The sequence below is a fragment of the Faecalibacterium sp. I3-3-89 genome (assembly GCF_023347275.1).
Classification (GTDB): Bacteria; Bacillota; Clostridia; order Oscillospirales; family Ruminococcaceae; genus Faecalibacterium; species Faecalibacterium butyricigenerans.
On the sequence record NZ_CP094468.1, the window covers coordinates 2,294,270 to 2,313,242 of the forward strand.

Annotated in this window: 11 protein-coding genes and 2 pseudogenes; 11 read left to right on the forward strand and 2 right to left on the reverse strand. The window is 56.9% G+C overall.

From position 1 onward, the window contains the following. Positions 1–13 precede the first annotated feature (13 nt). Complete coding sequence (locus tag MTP38_RS11150) at positions 14–1,276, reverse strand: response regulator transcription factor (RefSeq protein ID WP_015565852.1); 1,263 nt, start codon at positions 1,274–1,276, stop codon at positions 14–16. Further along, positions 1,251–3,068: a sensor histidine kinase gene (locus tag MTP38_RS11155; RefSeq protein WP_015565853.1), complete on the reverse strand. Its 1,818-nt coding sequence runs from the start codon at positions 3,066–3,068 to the stop codon at positions 1,251–1,253. The genes MTP38_RS11150 and MTP38_RS11155 overlap by 26 nt, the downstream gene beginning before the upstream one ends. Positions 3,069–3,412: 344 nt before the next feature. Here MTP38_RS11155 and MTP38_RS11160 point away from each other — a divergent pair, with 344 nt between their 5' ends. The 11 genes and pseudogenes from MTP38_RS11160 (at position 3,413) to MTP38_RS11215 (ending at position 18,946) form a co-directional block, all read left to right on the forward strand. Further along, the gene (locus tag MTP38_RS11160; RefSeq protein ID WP_015565854.1) at positions 3,413–4,732 is read left to right on the forward strand and encodes an ABC transporter substrate-binding protein; all 1,320 of its coding nucleotides are present in this window, start codon (positions 3,413–3,415) and stop codon (positions 4,730–4,732) included. 177 nt (positions 4,733–4,909) lie between these two features. Continuing rightward, a complete protein-coding gene (locus tag MTP38_RS11165; protein WP_120081037.1) occupies positions 4,910–5,836 on the forward strand; it encodes a carbohydrate ABC transporter permease in 927 nt (308 codons plus the stop codon). Between the two features lie 16 nt (positions 5,837–5,852). Next, positions 5,853–6,713, forward strand: coding sequence for a carbohydrate ABC transporter permease (locus tag MTP38_RS11170; protein ID WP_015565856.1), 861 nt, complete (start codon positions 5,853–5,855; stop codon positions 6,711–6,713). Between the two features lie 73 nt (positions 6,714–6,786). Then, entirely contained in the window at positions 6,787–8,583 is a 1,797-nt protein-coding gene (gene uidA, locus MTP38_RS11175) for a beta-glucuronidase (RefSeq protein ID WP_249233597.1), read from the forward strand. A gap of 2 nt (positions 8,584–8,585) precedes the next feature. Beyond that, entirely contained in the window at positions 8,586–9,749 is a 1,164-nt protein-coding gene (locus MTP38_RS11180) for a glycoside hydrolase family 88 protein (protein WP_158401021.1), read from the forward strand. Beyond that, positions 9,749–11,437, forward strand: coding sequence for a DUF2264 domain-containing protein (locus MTP38_RS11185; RefSeq protein ID WP_120081032.1), 1,689 nt, complete (start codon positions 9,749–9,751; stop codon positions 11,435–11,437). Before MTP38_RS11180 ends, MTP38_RS11185 begins: the two co-directional genes overlap by 1 nt. Before the next feature lie 190 nt (positions 11,438–11,627). After that, positions 11,628–14,642, forward strand: coding sequence for a glycoside hydrolase family 2 TIM barrel-domain containing protein (locus MTP38_RS11190; RefSeq protein WP_249233598.1), 3,015 nt, complete (start codon positions 11,628–11,630; stop codon positions 14,640–14,642). Between the two features lie 395 nt (positions 14,643–15,037). After that, a pseudogene (locus MTP38_RS11200) lies at positions 15,038–16,355 on the forward strand (recombinase family protein). Positions 16,356–16,632: 277 nt separating this feature from the next. Continuing rightward, positions 16,633–16,781, forward strand: a pseudogene (locus tag MTP38_RS11205) (DUF6061 family protein). 168 nt (positions 16,782–16,949) lie between these two features. Further along, positions 16,950–18,287 (forward strand): TrkH family potassium uptake protein, encoded by a 1,338-nt coding sequence (locus MTP38_RS11210; RefSeq protein ID WP_249233601.1) that lies wholly within the window; start codon positions 16,950–16,952, stop codon positions 18,285–18,287. An 11-nt stretch (positions 18,288–18,298) separates the two neighbouring features. After that, positions 18,299–18,946, forward strand: a complete 648-nt coding sequence (locus MTP38_RS11215) for a potassium channel family protein (RefSeq protein ID WP_227621232.1) — start codon at positions 18,299–18,301, stop codon at positions 18,944–18,946. Positions 18,947–18,973 lie beyond the last annotated feature (27 nt).

Here is an 18,973-nt window from a genome sequence, read left to right on the forward strand (position 1 = left end):
AAAGCCTCCGATTTTAAATACTTTGCTGGTATTCCCGCGGGCTGAGCCCCGTGACCTTTTTGAATACCTTGGAAAAATAGAAAGCGCTCTCGTACCCCAGTTTCTCAGCGATCTCGTATACTTTCAAATCGCCCTGTTCCAGCATCTCTTTTGCCGCAGCGATGCGGGTCTCGGTGATGTACTCCACAAAGCCGCTGTCGCCGTATTTGCCGAACAGCTGGCTGAGGTAGTTGGGCGAAAAATTGAATACAGCCGCCACATCGGCCAGCGTCAGTTTTTCCGAAAGATGATTCTTAACATACTCCTGCACCTGTGCCACCACCTGCATCTTCCCGGCGGTGGCGTCGCCCTCGTTGACCTCCACGAACTGGATGGGCTGCTCCACCGTGAGCAGGGGCTGTAGGTGGGCGTTTTCCCGGCAGCGGCGCGCCAGCCCCAGCAGGGAGCCGGTGGGGCGTCCTACCGCCCAGAGCAGCCGCACCGTGAAATAGTTGTATAGAATTTGGCTGGCGCGTTCCAGCAGCGGGCGCAGTACCGTCCGGTATTTTTGGCACTGGGCATCGGTCAGGCAGAAAAGCACATTGCAGCGCATGGCATCCGCCCCGGTCACATAGCAGGGCAGGTAGTTTTGCAGGGTGGTCTCCAGCATCCGCCCGCAGGAAAAACTCAGCTTCAGCTGCTGGGCGGGGGTAAGGGCGGTGTTGGCGATGATCTCGCAGCTGGCTACAAGGTAGGCGTCGCTTGCAAGGTTCAGCTCCATGTGCTGCAAAGGCTGCTCCAATGCGGCTTCGTCCGGGAACAGCCCGGCGTACAACCGCACGAAAAAACGCTCCTGATAGCTGCGCACACTCTCGGCAAGATTTTCCTGTGCTGACAATTCGCCCAGCAAAGCACGCTCCTTTTTTACCTTTTCGGCGGCCTTGGCAAGGGCGGTTTGCAGGTTTTCGGGGGTCAGGTCCAGCTTGACCAGATAATCCACCACTCCGGCACCCATGGCCTGCTTGATGTAATCAAATTCTTCAAAGCTGGTCAGCATGATAAAGGCGGGCAGGGCGTTGCGCTCCCGGCAGGTGCGGGCAAGGGTAAGCCCGTCCATCACCGGCATTTTTACGTCGGCAATGACGATATCCGGCTTCTCCCGCTCAATGAGTTCCAGCGCCAGCTTTCCGTTGCGGGCGGTGCCGCAGACGGTATAGCCCAGCTTTTCCCATTCCAGCATCCCCTGCAGGCCGATGAGCACCAGCGGCTCATCATCCACCAGTAATATCCGCAGCATGGGTGTCTCCTTTCTGTTGATAGGGCAGCCGGATGGTGACCTCGGTGCCCACGTCCTCTTCACTTTCAATGGTCAGGCCGTAACCCTCGCCAAAGGAATACCGGATGCGGCGGTTCACGTTCCACAGGCCGACATGACGGAACTTTTCAGCCTTTTCGGCACCCTCGGCGGGCTCGTCCAGAAGGTGAGCTACCTGCTCCGGCGGCATGCCCACGCCGTCATCGGTAATGCGCAGCAATACGTCCCCGGTATCCGGGTCGGTGGAGATATCCAGCAGCACGCTGCCGTGGCCGCCCTTGGGTTCCAGCCCGTGGAAGATGGCGTTTTCCACCAGCGGCTGCAAGGTGAACCGGGGAATCATGCAGTCCCGGCAAAGGGTCTCGCTTTCAATGCGGGAGACCTCAATCTCCAGGTCGCCGCCGTAGCGGTACTGCTGGATGGTAAAGTAATCGTTGAGCAATGCCAGCTCCTCCTGCAAAGGCACCAGCTTCTGGGTGCCTTTGGAGATGCTTTTGGTCAGCCGTGCAAAGGCGGTGACCATCTCGGCAATGCCGGGCGCGTGCTGGATGGTAGCCATCCAGCGGATGCTGTTGAGGGTGTTGTAGATAAAGTGCGGGTTCACCTCGTTTTGCAGCATCCGGTATTCCAGCTCCTGCTTGCGACGTTCGTCCTCCACCCGGCGGGTCATCAGGCTGTCCACGTTTTCAGCCAGCTGGTTGATGCCCCGGCCGATGTCGCCCAGCTCGTTGTTCCACTCCACCGTGCGGTCGGGGGCAAAGTTGCCGCTGCCCACGGTTTCGATGCGCTTTTGCAGCGCCTCCACCGGGCGGGTGATGACCCGCTCCAGCCAGTGCTGCATCAAAAAGCTCAGTCCCCAGATGATGGCAGTGCCAAGGGCGACCAGCCACAGGTACACGCCGTAGTGCAGCAAAAAGGTATTTGCGGGCAAAAGCTGTACCAGTGCCGCGCTGCGGCCGTTCAGTGTTACCTTGACTACATAATACTTCTGGCCGTCCAGCTGCACCTTGCCCTGCCATGCGGTCTGCTCTGTCACGCCGTTATTGCTGCCGGTGCGCAGGGTGTAGTCCACCTCCCGCAGCGGATTTTCAATCTCGGTCAGGCTGCCGTTTTCGATCTGCCACAGGCGGCTGCCCATCTCCCAGTACAACGCGCTGCCGTCGGTCAGGCTGTAACCTGCTGCCGGGTCGGTGATAATGGCGGTATCCAGCGCAAGGTAGGTGCTGCCCCGGTGCAAGGTGCCCTTGCCGCAGCGGACAGGCTGGCTGATGGCGATGCAGCTCGGACTGCCGGGCAGCAGCGGGTCGGTGGCGAACTGCATCCCGTACCCCTTGGTGAGAAACTGCTTTACGCTGGTGCGGTTGAGCGCAGCCGAGGAGTTCAGCGGGCCGAACTGCAAATGCCGGTCGTTCTCATTGGTAACAAAAAAGCGGAGGATATGGCTGTACAGGGTGCTGGAATAGTATTTTTCCTGCATGGCTTCGTAGGCGGCAATGGTCTGGGTGCCGTTGATATTTTCCTGCGAGATGTACCGCCGCACGGTGCTGTCAATGGAAGCCCAGTTCAAAAGAGCATCGGCGCTTTCCAGACTGGTCTCGATGGAGGTAGCCACCAGCCGCAGGTTGAACTCTGCCGCCTGCAGGGAGTTGGCACGCACATATTGGTTGGAGAGAATGAACAGCGCCGCGCCCACGGCCAGAGAGGTAAGAAAGGTAAAAAAGCGCATTCCCCACACGATCTGCCGCCGCAGCGGGAAACGGTGGCTGCTCTTCATAACGGTGCCTCCTTTCTGGTGACAGTTTGCATTCTTTCCTTTATACAGTACTGATTCCGGCGCGGTTTGTCAACGGCTTTTTTCATGAGAATTGTGTACTTTATATGCTTTTTTCTCTCGTCACGGATGCAAACTGTGCAAGAGAACAAGAAAGTGCAGACTCCAGTGTAAGAAAGTACATCTTTTTTTAAAAGATACAGAAAAACTGCAACTCTTCCCGGAATTTTTCCATTCCGGTTTTTGCGTTTGTGCGGTATCCTAGTGTCAACAAAAGCGAGCGGCTCCCCGGCACGGGGGAGGCCGCTGCACAGAACAAACACACTGCCCTGAAGGAGGACACACTTATGAAAAAGATCTCTCGTCGTTCGTTCCTTACCGCTGCCGCTGCCTGCGGCGCAGCTGCTGCCCTGAGCGCCTGTGGCGGCTCTTCTGCAAGCTCCACCGCTGCTTCCTCCACTGCCGGTTCCACCGCTGCTTCCGCAGCCGCAGGCCCTGTTACCCTGCAGTGGTCAGTGTGGGATAAGGAGTCCACTCCCTACTGGCAGGCCATGGCCGACGGCTACATGGCAAGCCACAAGGACGTGACCATCGAGATGGTGGATCTGGGCTCCAGCGATTACATGACCGTTCTGGCTACCCAGCTGGCCGGCAGCGCTGATCTGGATATCGTGACCATCAAGGATATCCCCGGCTACGCAAACCTGATCAATCTGGACTACCTCAAGCCTCTGAATGAGGTGCTGACCCGCGACACCGGCGATTTCAACGGCACCATCGAGCAGCTGACCACCGATGACGGCAACTTCTACGCCGTGCCCTTCCGCAGCGACTTCTGGGTGCTGTACTACAACAAGGATCTGTTTGATGCTGCCGGTGTGGAGTATCCCTCCAATGACCTGACAATGGAAGATTACGATGCTCTGGCCCGCAAGATGACCAGCGGCTCCGGCGACACCAAGGTCTATGGCTGCCACTACCACACCTGGCGCTCTGCCGCTTCTCTGTTCTCCATTCTGGACGGCAAAAACACCATCATCGACGGCACCTACGACTTCATGAAGCCCACCTACGATATGGTCATTGCCCAGCAGAAGGACGGCATCTGCATGGACTACGGCTACCTCAAGACCTCTTCTCTGCACTACTCCGCAGCCTTTGAGAACCAGCAGTGCGCAATGGTCAACATGGGCAGCTGGTTCATCTCCACGCTGGAAGCTTACATGAAGGATGCCGAGACCAAGTTCAACTGGGGCATCGTCAAGTACCCGCACCCCGCCGGTGCAGAGGCTGGTTCTACGCTGGGCACTGTGACCAGCTTGGCCATCAACGCGGATTCTCCCAAGGCAGAGGCCGCTGCCGACTTCATCAACTGGTGTGTCTCCGAGGAGGGCGCACAGGCCATTGCCAAGACCGGCACCTTCCCGGCCTGCGGCTCCGCTGCTACCGCCGAGATCATCAAGTCCACCGAGGGCTTCCCCGAGGACAGCAATTCTGTGGATGCACTGACCACCAGCAATGTCTATCTGGAAATGCCCTACACCCAGTACGCATCTGATATCGAGACCATTCTGAACGCCGAGCACGATGCTATTATGACCATGAGCGAGACCGTGGACGAGGGCATCCAGAACATGAACGATCAGGTTCCCGCAGTTCTCGGCTGATAAAGCGTTTTCCGCAATACGTTGCGGTTCTCCTTCTTCATCATTTTCGATCCCCATTCATTTTCCGGTGGACGAGCATCGGAAAAAAGCCCTGTCCGAGCGGGGCGGGTATGCACAGCGCCCGCCCCGCTCATTTTTTGGAAAAATGGTTATACTTCCGGGAAAGGAGGCTCTTTTATGGCGAGTGCTGCTGTCCAGAATAAAACTCCCCGTAAAGTGCTAAAAAAATCGACCCGCGATTCTCTGATCGCGTATTCCTTCATTGCGCCAAACTTCATTGGCTTCTGCGTGTTTACGCTGGTGCCCATGGTGTTTGCCATTGCGCTGGCCTTCTGCGCATGGGACGGCCGCCACGCCATTGAATTTGTCGGCCTGAAAAACTTTGTAAAGCTCTTCACCACCGATAAAATCTTTCAGGCGGCTTTGAAAAACACCATCGTCTATGTCATCGGCACCGTGCCGCTTACGCTGGCCTGCTCGCTGGCCATGGCCGTGCTGCTGAACCAGAACGTGAAGCTGCGCAACTTTTTCCGCACCGTGGCGTTCTTCCCTTACGTTGCTTCGCTGGTGGCGGTGGCAGCGGTATGGAACATGATCTTCAACCCCTCCATGGGCCCCATCAACATGATCCTGAACCAGTTCTTCGGCGTGGCGGTGGAAAACCTGCCCCGCTGGGCTGCCGGCAAGGACACCGCCATGATCACGGTCATCCTGTTCAGCGTGTGGAAGAACATGGGCTACTACATGGTCATCTATCTGGCCGGCCTGCAGGGCTGCAACCCGGACCTGAACGAAGCCGCCGAGCTGGACGGTGCAAACCGCTGGCAGCAGTTCTGGCACATCACTCTGCCCCAGCTGCGGCCTACCACCTTCTTTGTGGTCATCATGCTCACCATCTCCGGCTTCAAGGTCTACGACCAGATGTACATGATCACGCAGGGCGGCCCCGGTACTGCTACCATGACGCTGGTGTACTACATCTATAATGTGGCCTTCGTCAATACCCCGAAATACGGCTACGCAAGTGCAATTTCCATGGTGCTGTTCGTACTGGTGCTGATCGTTACCATCATCCAGTTCCGCGGCTCCAAGGGCGAGAACTGAGAAAGGAGGAAGAACCATGTCTGCTGCTATTATCAAGACCGAGGCCTCTCAGAAGCGCCGCAATTTCGTCTCCAAGTTCCTGATCTATTTCTTCCTCATCGTCATCACAGCTTGTATGCTGCTGCCCTTTTTGTGGATGCTGTCCTCCTCCTTTAAGCTGAATAAGGACGTGTTCGGCTTCCCTATCCAGTGGATCCCCAAAAATCCCCGCTGGCAGAACTATGTGGACATCTGGACCCAGATCCCGCTGCTGACCTTTGTGAAAAACACGGTCAAGATCACCGTGGTGGTCACCCTGTTGCAGCTGTTCACTTCCTCCTTTGCAGCCTACGCCTTTGCTAAGATGCAGTTCAAGGGCAAAAACGCGCTCTTCCTCGGCTACATTGCCACCATTGCAGTGCCTTGGCAGGCCTACATGGTGCCCCAGTTCATGATGATGAGCTCGTGGCATTTGAACAACACCCATCTGGCCATTATGTGCCTGCAGGCCTTCAGCGCCTTCGGCGTGTTCCTGATGAAGCAGTTCTACGAGGGCGTGCCCACCGAGCTGTGTGAGGCTGCCCGCATTGATGGCCTGAGCGAGTACGGCATCTGGTGGCACATCATGCTGCCCCTCAGCCTGCCCGCCCTGTCCACCCTGACCATCTTCACCTTCGTGAACACATGGAACGACTTCCTTGGCCCCCTGATCTACTTGACCAAGACCGAACTCAAGACCATCCAGATTGGTCTGCGTATGTTCATCACCCAGTATTCTGCAGAGTACGGCCTGATCATGGCGGCCTCTGTGGTGGCACTGATCCCGGTGCTGATCGTGTTCCTCTCCCTGCAAAAGTACTTTGTGCAGGGCGTGGCATCCACCGGCATCAAGGGCTAAACAAATCACCCGTAAGCGGGGCGTGGGCAGTACCCGCGCCCCGCATTTTTTGCAGAAATAGAGGGAAAGCGTTATGTTATATCCTGAACAGAATGAAGCGCGCTTGAAGCTGAGCCTTGACGGCACATGGGCGTTTGCGCTGGGCAGCTGCGCGGAAACCCAGTTCGACCCCGCAAAGCCCCTGCCGGACGCCCAGCCCATCGCGGTACCTGCCAGCTACAACGACCAGAACGACCAGACCACCGCCCTGCGCCGCCACTACGGCTGGGTGTGGTATCAGCGCAAGGTCACCCTGCCCGCCTTCTGCGCCGGGCAGCGGGTGGTGCTGCGGTTCGGCTCGGTGACCCACACGGCCAAGGTCTGGCTGAACGGCCAGCTCATTGCGCAGCACAAGGGCGGCTTTACCCCCTTTGAAGCGGACGTCACCGCTCTGCTGCAACCCGGCGAGACCGCACTGCTGACCGTAGCCTGTGACAACCGGGTGAACCACAGCACCCTGCCTGTGGGCAACGAGGACGGGCAGCTGGCCTTCTTTGGCTCGGACAACGCGGGTATCCCCAGTGTGGAGGCTGCCAAGCGTGCCGCCGCACCCCAGAACCGCCCCAACTTTGACTTTTTCAACTATGCGGGCATCCATCGCCCGGTGGTGCTCTACACCACCCCTAAAGAGTACATCGAGGATGTGACCATAGTGCCCGCCGTGGACGGCACGGTGCAGTACGCGGTAAAAACCACCGGCAGCGCACCTGTCCGTGTCACGGTGCTGGATGCTGACGGCAACGCCGTTGCAAGCGCCGAGAGTGCAGAAGGCACGATCACCATCCCGGAAGTGCATCTCTGGGAGCCCAGACCCGGCACGCCCTACCTGTACACCCTGCATGCCACCTGCGGGGCAGATGTCTACGACCAGACCTTTGGTGTGCGCAGCATTGAGGTGCGGGGCACACAGGTGCTTTTGAACGGCAAGGCGCTCTATTTCAAGGGCTTTTGCAAGCACGAGGACTTTACCGCCCATGGCCGAGGCTTTGACCCGGTGCTGAACGTGAAGGATGTGAACCTGATCCACTGGGCAAACGCCAATGCCGTGCGCACCAGCCACTATCCCTACGCCGAGGAGTTCTACGACCTGTGCGACCGGGAGGGCATTCTGGTCATGGACGAGACCCCGGCGGTGGGCATCGGCGGCGGGGCAGCGGTGAACCCCTATAAGGAATACCCCCTTGCGGAGCATCACCGGCAGGTGCTTGCCGAGATGATCCATCGGGACAAAAACCACCCCTGCGTGGTGCTGTGGAGCCTTGGCAACGAGCCGGATCTGGAGCACTTCCCGCAGGATGCCTACGACTACTGGCACCCGCTGTATGAGCTGGCGCACCAGCTGGACCCGCAGGACCGCCCGGTCACCCTCGTCTGCTGCCAGAACGACTACACCAAGGATATCACCACCCGCACCATGGATATCGTCTGCATCAACCGCTACTACGGCTGGTACAACCTTTCCGGTGACATGGACGCCGCTTGCTACGGCCTGAATCAGGAGCTGGATTTCTGGGCAGAGCAGCACAAGCCCGTGATGATGAGCGAGTACGGTGCGGACACCGTGGCAGGGCTGCACACCGCCGGAGCCGAGATGTTCAGTGAGGAGTTTCAGGTGGAGCTCTACCGCCGTCTGGATGCAGAGTTTGACAAGCGCCCGTGGTTTGTGGGAGAATTTGTCTGGAACTTTGCAGACTACGACACTGTGCAGGGCCCCATGCGGGTGGATGGCAACAAAAAAGGTCTGTTCACCCGGGATCGCCGCCCCAAGCTGGGCATGCACTTTCTGCGCCAGCGGTGGGCAGAGATACCTACGTTTGGATTTAAGGAGTAATCATGATGAAAACCTACCAGAACCACGCTATGACCGACGCCGAGGCACGGCAGGCACTGGCCGATGCCTGCAAACAGGTGGAGACCAATCTGCCCCTGTACACCTACCAGTGCCAGAACCATTCCAGTGTGAACGATATCTACCCCGGCTGCGCCAATAACCAGTGGACCTGCGGCTTTTGGCCCGGTGAGATCTGGCTGGCCTACGAGGCCACCGGGGACGAAAAATTCAAGACAGCCGCCCTCATTCAGGTGGACAGCTTTGCGGACCGCATTGCCCGCAAGGTGGAGGTGGACCACCACGATATGGGCTTTTTGTACAGCCCCACCTGCGTGGCAGCGTGGAAGCTGGTGGGCAGCGAAACCGGCAAAAACGCCGCCATTGCCGCCGCCGACCAGCTGCTGACCCGCTACCAACCCAGCGGCCGCTTCTTGCAGGCATGGGGCACTATGGACGACCCCGGCAACTACCGCTATATCATTGACTGCATGCTCAATGTGCCGCTGCTGTACTGGGCAGCGCAGGTGACCGGTAGCGACCACTACCGCGAGATCGCCGCTGCCCACACCGCCACCACGCTGGCAAACTCCTTCCGGCCGGACGGCAGCACCTACCACACCTTCTTTATGAACCCGGACGGCACCCCCAAGGGCGGACGCACCTGTCAGGGCTATAAGGACGACAGCTTCTGGGCACGGGGACAGGCGTGGGGCGTGTACGGCAGCGCCATTGGCTACACCTACACCCACGACGAAAAGTTTTTGGATGTGTTCCGCAAGGCGCTGGAATTTTACCTTTCCCGCCTGCCGGAGGATATGATCCCCTGCTGGGATATGCTCTTTGCCCCGGAAAGCGGCGAACCCCGGGATTCCTCCTCCGCTGCCATCGTGGCCTGTGGATTGCTGGAAGCGGCAAAGTATGTGGACGAAACAGAAGCTGCCCAGTGGCGCACACTGGCACGGCAGATGCTGGCCAGCCTTGCCGCAAATTATGCGGTAAAGCCTGGTACCCTCGGCTCCGGCCAGCTGCTGCACGGCACTTACAGCAAAAAGAGCCCCTACAACACCTGCACCCCGGAGGGCGTGGATGAATGTACGAGCTGGGGCGATTATTTTTACATGGAGGCGCTGACCCGCCTGACCAAAGACTGGGAGATGTACTGGTGATGAACTTGCAGACCAAAGCGGATTTTACCGCACTGATGCACAAATTTCTCGACCCCCTCAAGCCCTGTTATTCCGCAGGCTGCGCCCGGCTGCATCTGGGCGAGACGGGTGTGACCTACAACCAAAATGCCATTGAGCTGGAAGCCTTCAGCCGCCCGCTGTGGGCGCTGGTGCCCTTCTGGGTGGGCGGCGGCTCTGACCCGGAGTTTGAAAAAATCTACCGCAAGGGTCTTGCCGCCGGCACCGACCCGGAAAACCCCGAATACTGGGGCACCACCGGGGAATACGACCAGTGTTATGTGGAGATGGCGGCTATTGCCTGCGGCATCCTCACCGCACCGGAAAAGCTGTGGACCCCGCTTTCTGATACCGAAAAACAGAACCTTGCCGCATGGCTGGGGCAGATCAACGCCCACACCATCCCGGACTGCAACTGGCAGTTTTTCCGCATCCTTGTAAACCTTGCCCTGAAAAGCGTGGGGATGCCTTACAGCCCGGAACTGCTGGAGGATGGCCTTTGCAAAATTGACAGCTATTACAGCGGCGACGGCTGGTCCACCGATGGCGCCTCCGTGCAAAAGGATTACTACATCCCGTGGGCCATCCAGTATTACGGACTGCTCTACTCTAAATTTGCCGCCGACACCGACCCCCGGCGTGCTGCACTCTACCGCCAGCGCGCCCAGCTGTTCGCGCAGCAGTTCGTCTATTGGTTCGATGCCAACGGCGCAGCCCTGCCCTTTGGCCGCAGCCTGACCTACCGCTTTGCCCAGAACAGCTTCTGGGCGGCCTGCATCTGGGCAGGGCTGGAGCCGCTGCCCCTGCCGGTAATGAAGGGCCTTATCGTCCGCAACTTCAACTGGTGGCTGGGGCAGAAAATGTTCGACCGGGACGGCATCCTGACCATCGGCTACTGCTACCCGCAGATGTACATGGCCGAGCGGTACAACGCCCCCGGCAGCCCCTACTGGGGCATGAAGAGCTTTTTGCTGCTTGCTTTGCCGGATGACCACCCCTTCTGGTCTGCCGAAGCCGCGCCCATGCCCGCATTGGAGCGGCTCAAGCCCATGCCATACGCCAATATGCTGGTGCAGCGCCGGGCGGGGCGGGTAACGGCCTATGCCGCCGGTGTCAACGAGGGCCACGGTCACGGACAGTTCCCGGAAAAGTATGCAAAATTTGCCTACGATACCCGCTTTGGCTTCTGCGCCTCCCGCAGCCGGGAGGTGCTCAATCAGGCCGCGCCGGACAGTATGCTGGCCTTTGTCATCGACGACAACGTGTTTGTGCGCAAGGTGAGCAAAACGTGGGAAATTGAAGCCGGGGCTGTGACCGCGCAGTGGTCGCCCTTCCCCGGGATTGAGGTGACCACCACTATCACTCCCACGGCCACCGGCCACCGCCGCCACCATGAAATTGACAGCAGTTTCGACTGCGAAGCCTATGACTGCGGTTTTGCCGTGCCCAATTTTACACCGGGCTACGCCGAAAGCGCGGAAAACGATACCGCCGAAGCCCATTGCGACACCCTGTGCTGCGCCGTGCGCGGCAGGGGAGAAGCAGTGGTCATCGGCTGCGACCCTAACACCAGCCTGTACTTCACCAATGTCCATCTGCCCGCCGTGAAGTACCACATCCCCAAGGGACACACGGTGCTGGACACCGAGGTCTTTGACGAAGCAAACTGATGCCGCTTCTTTCTATAGCAGTTTGCGTTTTTAATGCACAAGCAACATCCGCAAACTGCATATCGCAAATATGCCGTTTTGATAGGCACTATTTTTGAAAATTGCGATAGAAAAACAGTCGTTTTTGTGCGGCTGTTTTTCTTATATTCTGTGCTATAATGAGAGCAGAAAATGCTGCGAGGTGACATTTATGCCTTTAAATAATCCTATCACATCGGCGCTTCTGGCCGACCCGGAAATTTTCCAGCAGAACCGTTTGCCCTTCCACGCTCATTTTGCAGACCAGACAAGCCCGGAAATGCCGCTGGCCGTCAGCTTGGATGGCGAATGGGCTTTCCACTATGCGGAAAACCTGACTGCGCCTTTCTCAGACTGGGACACCCTGACCGTGCCCGGCTTCATCCAAATGCAGAGCCTGCAAAAGCCCGGCCAGCCCTACGGCACGCCCCATTACGTCAACACCCAGTACCCGTGGGACGGCCATGAAAAGCTGCACCCCGGTCAGATTCCGCAGGATTATAACCCCATCGGGGAATACCAGCGCAGTTTCACCCTGCCGGAAAGCTGGGCAAGCTGCTATCTGCGCCTGAACGGCGCGGACAGCGCTGCCGCCGTCTGGTGCAATGACGTTTACATCGGCTACACCGAGGATACCTTCACTCCCGCTGAATTTGACATGACCGCCGCCGTCCACCCCGGCGAAAATACCCTGACGGTACAGGTGTACCGTTTCTCCTCCGGCAGCTGGCTGGAGGATCAGGATTTCTGGCGCATGAGCGGCTTGTTCCGCTCTGTGGAGCTGTTCACAAAGCCGGAAATTCACCTCAAGGATGTCTTTGTGAAGCAGGATTTTGCCCCGGACTTTTCCAGTGCCACTGTCACCTTTGATTGCAAGGTCAGCGGCGCGGGCACCATCTCGGTGGTGTTTGATGGCGAGGAGCAGTCTGCTGAGGTGGGCGAACCTGCCGAATACGACAGCGGTGTGGTGTTCGGCAAGGGCGAGGCCGACCCGGACGTGGAAGAGGACGTGCAGGATGTCTCCTTCACCTTTACGGTGGAGCATCCCACCCTGTGGAGCGCCGAGCAGCCGAACCTGTACGAAGCAGAAATTGCCCTGCTGAACGAGGGTGCTCTCGTGGAGCGCACCGGATTGAAAGTCGGCTTGCGTAAGTTTGAGCTGAAAGAACGCCAGATGCTTTTGAACGGCAAGCGTATCGTGTTCAAGGGTGTCAACCGCCACGAGTGGAGCTGCCGCACCGGCCGCACCGTCAGCCGGGAAGAGATGCTGTGGGATGTAAAGAACCTGAAGGCCCACAACGTCAACGCCGTGCGCACCAGCCACTACCCCAACGACCCCTATTTCCTGTCCCTCTGCGATGAATACGGCCTGTATGTCATCGGGGAGACCAATCTGGAGACCCACGGCACATGGCAGAAGCTGGGTGCGGACGGCTCGGACGAGTGGACGCTGCCCGGTGCCCGCCCGGAGTGGCGGGAAAATGTGCTTGCCCGCGCCGAAGCCATGCTGGAACGGGACAAAAACCACCCGGCCATCCTCATTTGGTCTTGCGGCAACGAGAGCCACGGCGGCAAGACCCTGTGGGAGATGAGCGAGTATTTCCGCAACACCGACCCCAGCCGCCTTGTGCACTACGAGGGCATTTTCTGGAACCGGGAGTACCCCGCCACCTCCGATATGGAAAGCCAGATGTACACCCCGGTGGCAGACATCAAAAAGTTTCTGGCAGAGCACCCGGAAAAGCCCTTTATCATGTGCGAGTACAGCCACGCCATGGGTAACAGCTGCGGCGGCATCACCGACTACACCGAGTATGCCTACGAAGAGCCCCTGTATCAGGGCGGGTTTATCTGGGAGTACATGGACCACGGCATTGCAGTGACACGCCCGGACGGCAAGCCCGTCTTTGCCTATGGCGGCGACTTCGGCGACCGCCCCACCGACCGGGAATTCTGCGTGGACGGCCTTGTGCTGCCCGACCGCCGTAACACCCCCAAAATGGACGCCGTCAAGGCGGCCTACGCACCGCTGAAGATCACCCTGACCGACACGGAAGCCGTGATTGAAAACCGGAATCTCTTTACCGACCTGAACGCCTACGACCTTGTGTTTGCGTCCTCGGTCAACGGCAAGCCGGAGCGCCGGGCGGTGCTGCGGGCAGACTGCAAGCCGGGCGGGACGGAGCACATCCCGTTTCCCTTTGCCTTACCGGAGGCTGGGCTTGCCTGCATGACCGTTACCGCCATCCAGCGGGCTGCACTGCCCGGCATCCCGGCGGGCTATGAAGCCGCTTTGGGGCAGGTATGGCACAACTACGCCGTCGCCCGGCTGACCCTGCCCGCCCCGCAGCTGGTGGAGATGGACTGCAACGTCGGCGTAAAGGGCGAGGGCTTCGAGTACATCTTTGGCCGAGGCAAGGGGCTGGTGTCCATCCGCTATAACGGCGTGCAGCTGCTGGACGATACCGTGCGCCCCAATTTCTGGCGTGCGCCCACCAACAACGACGAGGGCTGTGCAGAGCCGTTTACATTTGCCTTCTGGAAAACCGCCGGTCTCTACGCCCGCTGCGATAACCTGACCGCTGAAACAAAGGGCGATTTCGTCATCGCCCGCGCAAACTACACCCTGCCAGATGGGCAGACGCTGCCCATTGATTTTGCCATTGACGGCGCAGGCCGCTGTGATATCACCATGACATGGCAGGGCACGCGCACTGAGCTGCCGGAGTTCGGTCTGCTCTTCCCGCTGCGTCGGGAGCTGACGGAAGTCTCCTATCTGGGTCTTGGCCCCCGGGAGACCACCGCCGACCGCACTGCAGGCGGCAAGATGGGTGCGTGGAACTACAACGTCCGGCAGGATTTTGCCCAGAACACCCCGGTCTACCCGCAGGAGTGCGGCAGCCGCACCGGCGTGTACAGTGCAACTGTCACCGGCAGCGGATTGAATATAGGCATCGGCTTTGCAGGGGACGGCATGACCTTCTCGGCGCTGCCCTACACGCCCCATGAACTGGAAAACGCCCGCCACCTTTACGAGCTGCCCCGGGACGACAATAAGACGGTCGTCCGCTGCGCTGCTTTCCAGCGCGGCGTGGGCGGCGACAACAGCTGGGGCGCAAAGCCCCATGCAGACGCCTGCTTTGCGGTGGAGAAGGGAACCTCGTTCCGTTTTACGATTCAAAAATAAAAATTTACTTGGCTAAAGTGGTGGGTATCATCGTGATACCCACCACTTTGGTCTTATTGCGAAACCGTAACAAGACAAAAATCAGCGCAATATTCAAATAGTATATTTGCGATATGCAATCCAACGTTGTAGCTGCTGCATTAAAAAGTTGAATTTTTATGGTTTATGGAGAAATAAGGAATTGTGTCAAAATGACACAATTGCTCCGGGCACCTTCATAGAACCATGGAATGTGAATATTTTGCTTTCATAGGAGTTCATGTTTTTTACTGAATCTCGTGAAAAGCGTATAAAAAGCTTGCAATCATCTGTAAAATGTGGTATATCCATTATACGAAACATTGCTTTAAAAGAACACTCCACCGTTCAATGATGTGTAAAGTGAGGTGCCTGCCATGACCGCCGTGATCTATGCCCGCTATTCATCGGATAACCAGCGCGAAGAATCCATTGAAGGCCAGATTCGTGAATGCACTGCCTATGCGGAAAAGAACGGCATCACCATCGTCAAGCACTATATTGACCGTGCCATCTCTGCCAAGACGGACAACCGCCCGGAGTTCCAGCAGATGATCAAAGACAGCGACAAGAAGCTGTTTGACATTGTGCTGGTCTGGAAGCTCGACCGCTTTGCCCGGAATCGTTATGATAGTGCCCGGTACAAGACCCAGCTGAAGAAGAACGGTGTCAAGCTCATGTCTGCCACCGAAATCATCTCCGAGGGGCCGGAGGGCATTATTCTGGAATCTGTGCTGGAAGGTTATGCGGAATACTACTCCGCCGACCTTGCCGAGAAGGTCGTGCGTGGACAGACTGAGAACATCCTGAAAGGCCGCTGCAACGGTGGTCGTGCCGGATGCCATCCCGCCCATTATTCCACTGGAATTGTTTGAGGATGTGCAGGAGAAAATCGCCAAAAACAAAAAAGCCCCTGCCCGTAGAAAGGCAGAGGATGACTACCTGCTCACCACCAAGCTGTTCTGCGGCTACTGTGGGGCGTTGATGTTTGGCGAAAGCGGCACAAGCCGGACGGGTGAAGTCCACCGCTACTATAAATGTGCCACTGCCAAAAAGCACAAGGGCTGCAAGAAAAAGACCGTCCGCAAACAGTGGCTGGAAGATCTGGTGGTCAACCAGACCATGCAGCTTGTGAAAGACGATGCCGCTATGGAATCCATCATCGCCAAGGTGATGGAACTGCAAAACAAGGAGAATACCAACATTCCACTTTATAAAAAGCAGCTCCGGGATGCAGAATCCGGTATCCAGAATATGCTCAATGCGATTCAGGCCGGTATCCTGACCAGCTCCACCAAGGAGCGGTTGGAGCAGCTGGAAGAAACCAAGCGTGAGCTTGAAGCACGCATTGCGGAAGAAAAGCTGGCGAAGCCGAAAGTGACCGAAGAATTTATCAGGTTTTGGCTGCTGCAGTTCCGTAAGCTGGACATGAGCCTGAAAGACCAGCGGCAGGCACTAGTGGATACCTTCATCAATGCGATTTACCTGTATGATGATAAGGTTTTGATAACCTTCAACTATAAAGAAGGAACACAGACCGTCACCTTTGGGGAAGCGGCAGAAGCCGCATCAAAGGGAAATGGTTCGGATTTGGATTGCTTTACTGCACCACAAGGAAGACAGCTTTTGGTAGCTGTCTTTTTTGTCTTGTATGGCATTTTCCCTTTAGCTATAACAGCGGATAAGAGGACTTGAACAGCACGGCCCCACCGCAGGCGGGGCAACAAAAGCCCCGGTGGGGCTTTTGTTAGTGCGCGGTTCCCAACCCGTAGGAATGTCTACCGGGAGGACTACCGCTAAAATAGAAAATCCGAACCTTTTCTCGATAGGAGAAGGGTTCGGATTTTTTGTTTTCTTCGGAAAGCAGAACGAGGGTTCTTTTCCAGCCGCTGTGTGTCCAAAATCTTATCAGAAGAACCGTATAACAAAAGTCACAACTGTAAAGGTGCCGTAAGGCAGAAAGGACACAAACATGAAGTACGATGAAAGAGCCTGCCATTTCAACATGGACACCGGCTGCGTGGAGCTGCTGACCCACTGGGCTATGCGGATTTGATCCTGAATGGTGACCCGGAGGAATATTTGAAGAATACAACTGGGAGCCATGGGTTAGAAATCTGAATGAATGCTGGACATTACCGCTTTTTTGAGCTGGTGATGTCCAGCATTTGTTATTTGGTGTTGCCCGATCAATTTTAATGGAATCTTTATACTTCTACAATTTTCTTTACGACTCTTTTATTTATTCCATGCTAATCTTTATGCACACGGATAGGTAAAGGAGCTTTTATGATTCAATATCCTCGTTACAGGCAGCACCGTTTTTCTTCTTTTCAGGTCATTATTGCAGGGTTTGCGGCAGTTGATCTGGTGGGCGCATTGCTTCTGATGCTCCCGATTGCTGCACAGCAACGGTGCGTTACACCGTTCCATGAGGCGCTGTTTACTTCCACCTCCGCCCTTTGTGTGACCGGGCTTGTGGTTCAGGATACCGGCAGCTACTGGTCGGTATTCGGGCAGAGCGTGATCCTTCTTCTGATCCAGATCGGAGGATTGGGCGTTATTACAGTAGGTGCTGCCTTTGCGCTGCTTTCCGGGCGAAAGATCTCCCTCAAGCAGCGCAGCACGATGCAGGAAGCTACGGCTGCCCCGCAGATGGGCGGCATCGTGCGGCTGACAGGCTTTATTCTGCGGATCACCGCTCTGTTTGAACTGGCTGGTGCTGCACTGCTGCTGCCGACATTTTGCGCCGATTATGGATTGCGCGGGATCTGGTATGCACTGTTTCATTCCATTTCGGCGTTCTGCAATGCCGGCTTTGACCTGCTGGGAACAGAGGGTGCAAAATTTGTTTCGCTGACACGGTATGCAGGTGACCCATTGCTTACCACAGTGATCGCGGCCCTGATCGTCTTTGGCGGCCTTGGCTTTCTGATATGGGAGGACATTTGTACATACCGCCTTGACTTTCACCGCTATCGGATGCAGAGCAAGGTGATCCTTGTCACAACGGCGTTTCTTCTGGTACTGCCGGCACTGTACTTTTATTGCTTCGAGTTCACAGCAGGCTCTGCCCGGCAGCGCATTTTATTGTCGATATTCCAATCCGTTACCCCTCGTACTGCCGGCTTTAACACCGCCGATCTTGCTGCGATGGGCAGCACTTCACAGGCATTGATGGTGGTTCTGATGCTGTTGGGCGGTTCGCCCGGCTCCACGGCAGGCGGCATGAAAACCACAACATTTGCCGTTCTGCTGGCCAATATGTGGGCGACCTTCCGCCGCAGAGAAGATGCGGAATTTTTCGGGCGGCGCATAGATAGTTCCGCGGTCAAGAATGCTGCCACGATTGCAGGGATGTATTTGACGCTGTTCTTCCTCGGAGCCTTTGTCATTGCTGCGGCAGAGCAGCTGCCGATGTCAGTCTGTTTGTATGAGACTGCTTCGGCTGTGGCAACGGTAGGCCTGACATTGGGTATCACGCCGCAGTTGGGCATCCTTTCGCAGGGGGTGCTGATCGCACTGATGTTTTTGGGACGTGTTGGCGGATTGACGTTGATCTATGCGGCATTTGGCAGCAGCCCTGCCCACTCTCGTCTGCCACAGGAGAAGATCGCAATCGGATAAAGGAGACAACTATGAAATCGATTCTTTTGATCGGACTTGGCCGTTTTGGCCGCCATATTGCGCAGGAACTGAATGAGCTGGGTCATCAGGTCATGGCGATCGACAGCAACGAAGACCGTGTGAACGCCGTGCTTTCCTATGTGACGAATGCGCAGATCGGTGACAGCACCAGCGAATACTTTCTGCGCTCCCTCGGTGTCGGCAATTTTGATGTGTGTATCGTGACCATTGGCGGCAATTTTCAAAACTCACTGGAAACAACATCGCTGCTCAAGGAGCTGGGCGCAAAGCTTGTGGTCTCGCGTGCAGAGCGGGATGTACAAGCTAAGTTTTTGCTGCGCAACGGTGCGGATGAAGTGGTCTACCCGGAAAAGCAGCTGGCAAAGTGGGCAGCGATCCGATACAGCTCCGAACACATTCTGGATTATATCGAGCTGCAGGACGACCACGCCATCATGGAAGTGACCATTCCGCCGGAATGGATGGATCGCACGATCGGTGAGATCAATATCCGAAAAAAGTATAACATCAATATTCTTGCGCTGAAAAAAGACGGAAAGCTCGATATGAACATCACGCCGGATACACAGCTGTGCCGGGATGAAAGTATGCTGGTTTTGGGGAAATACGCATCGATCCAGAAGTGTTTCCGGCTCTAAAAAGATAGGACAGATCGTATGGATGTC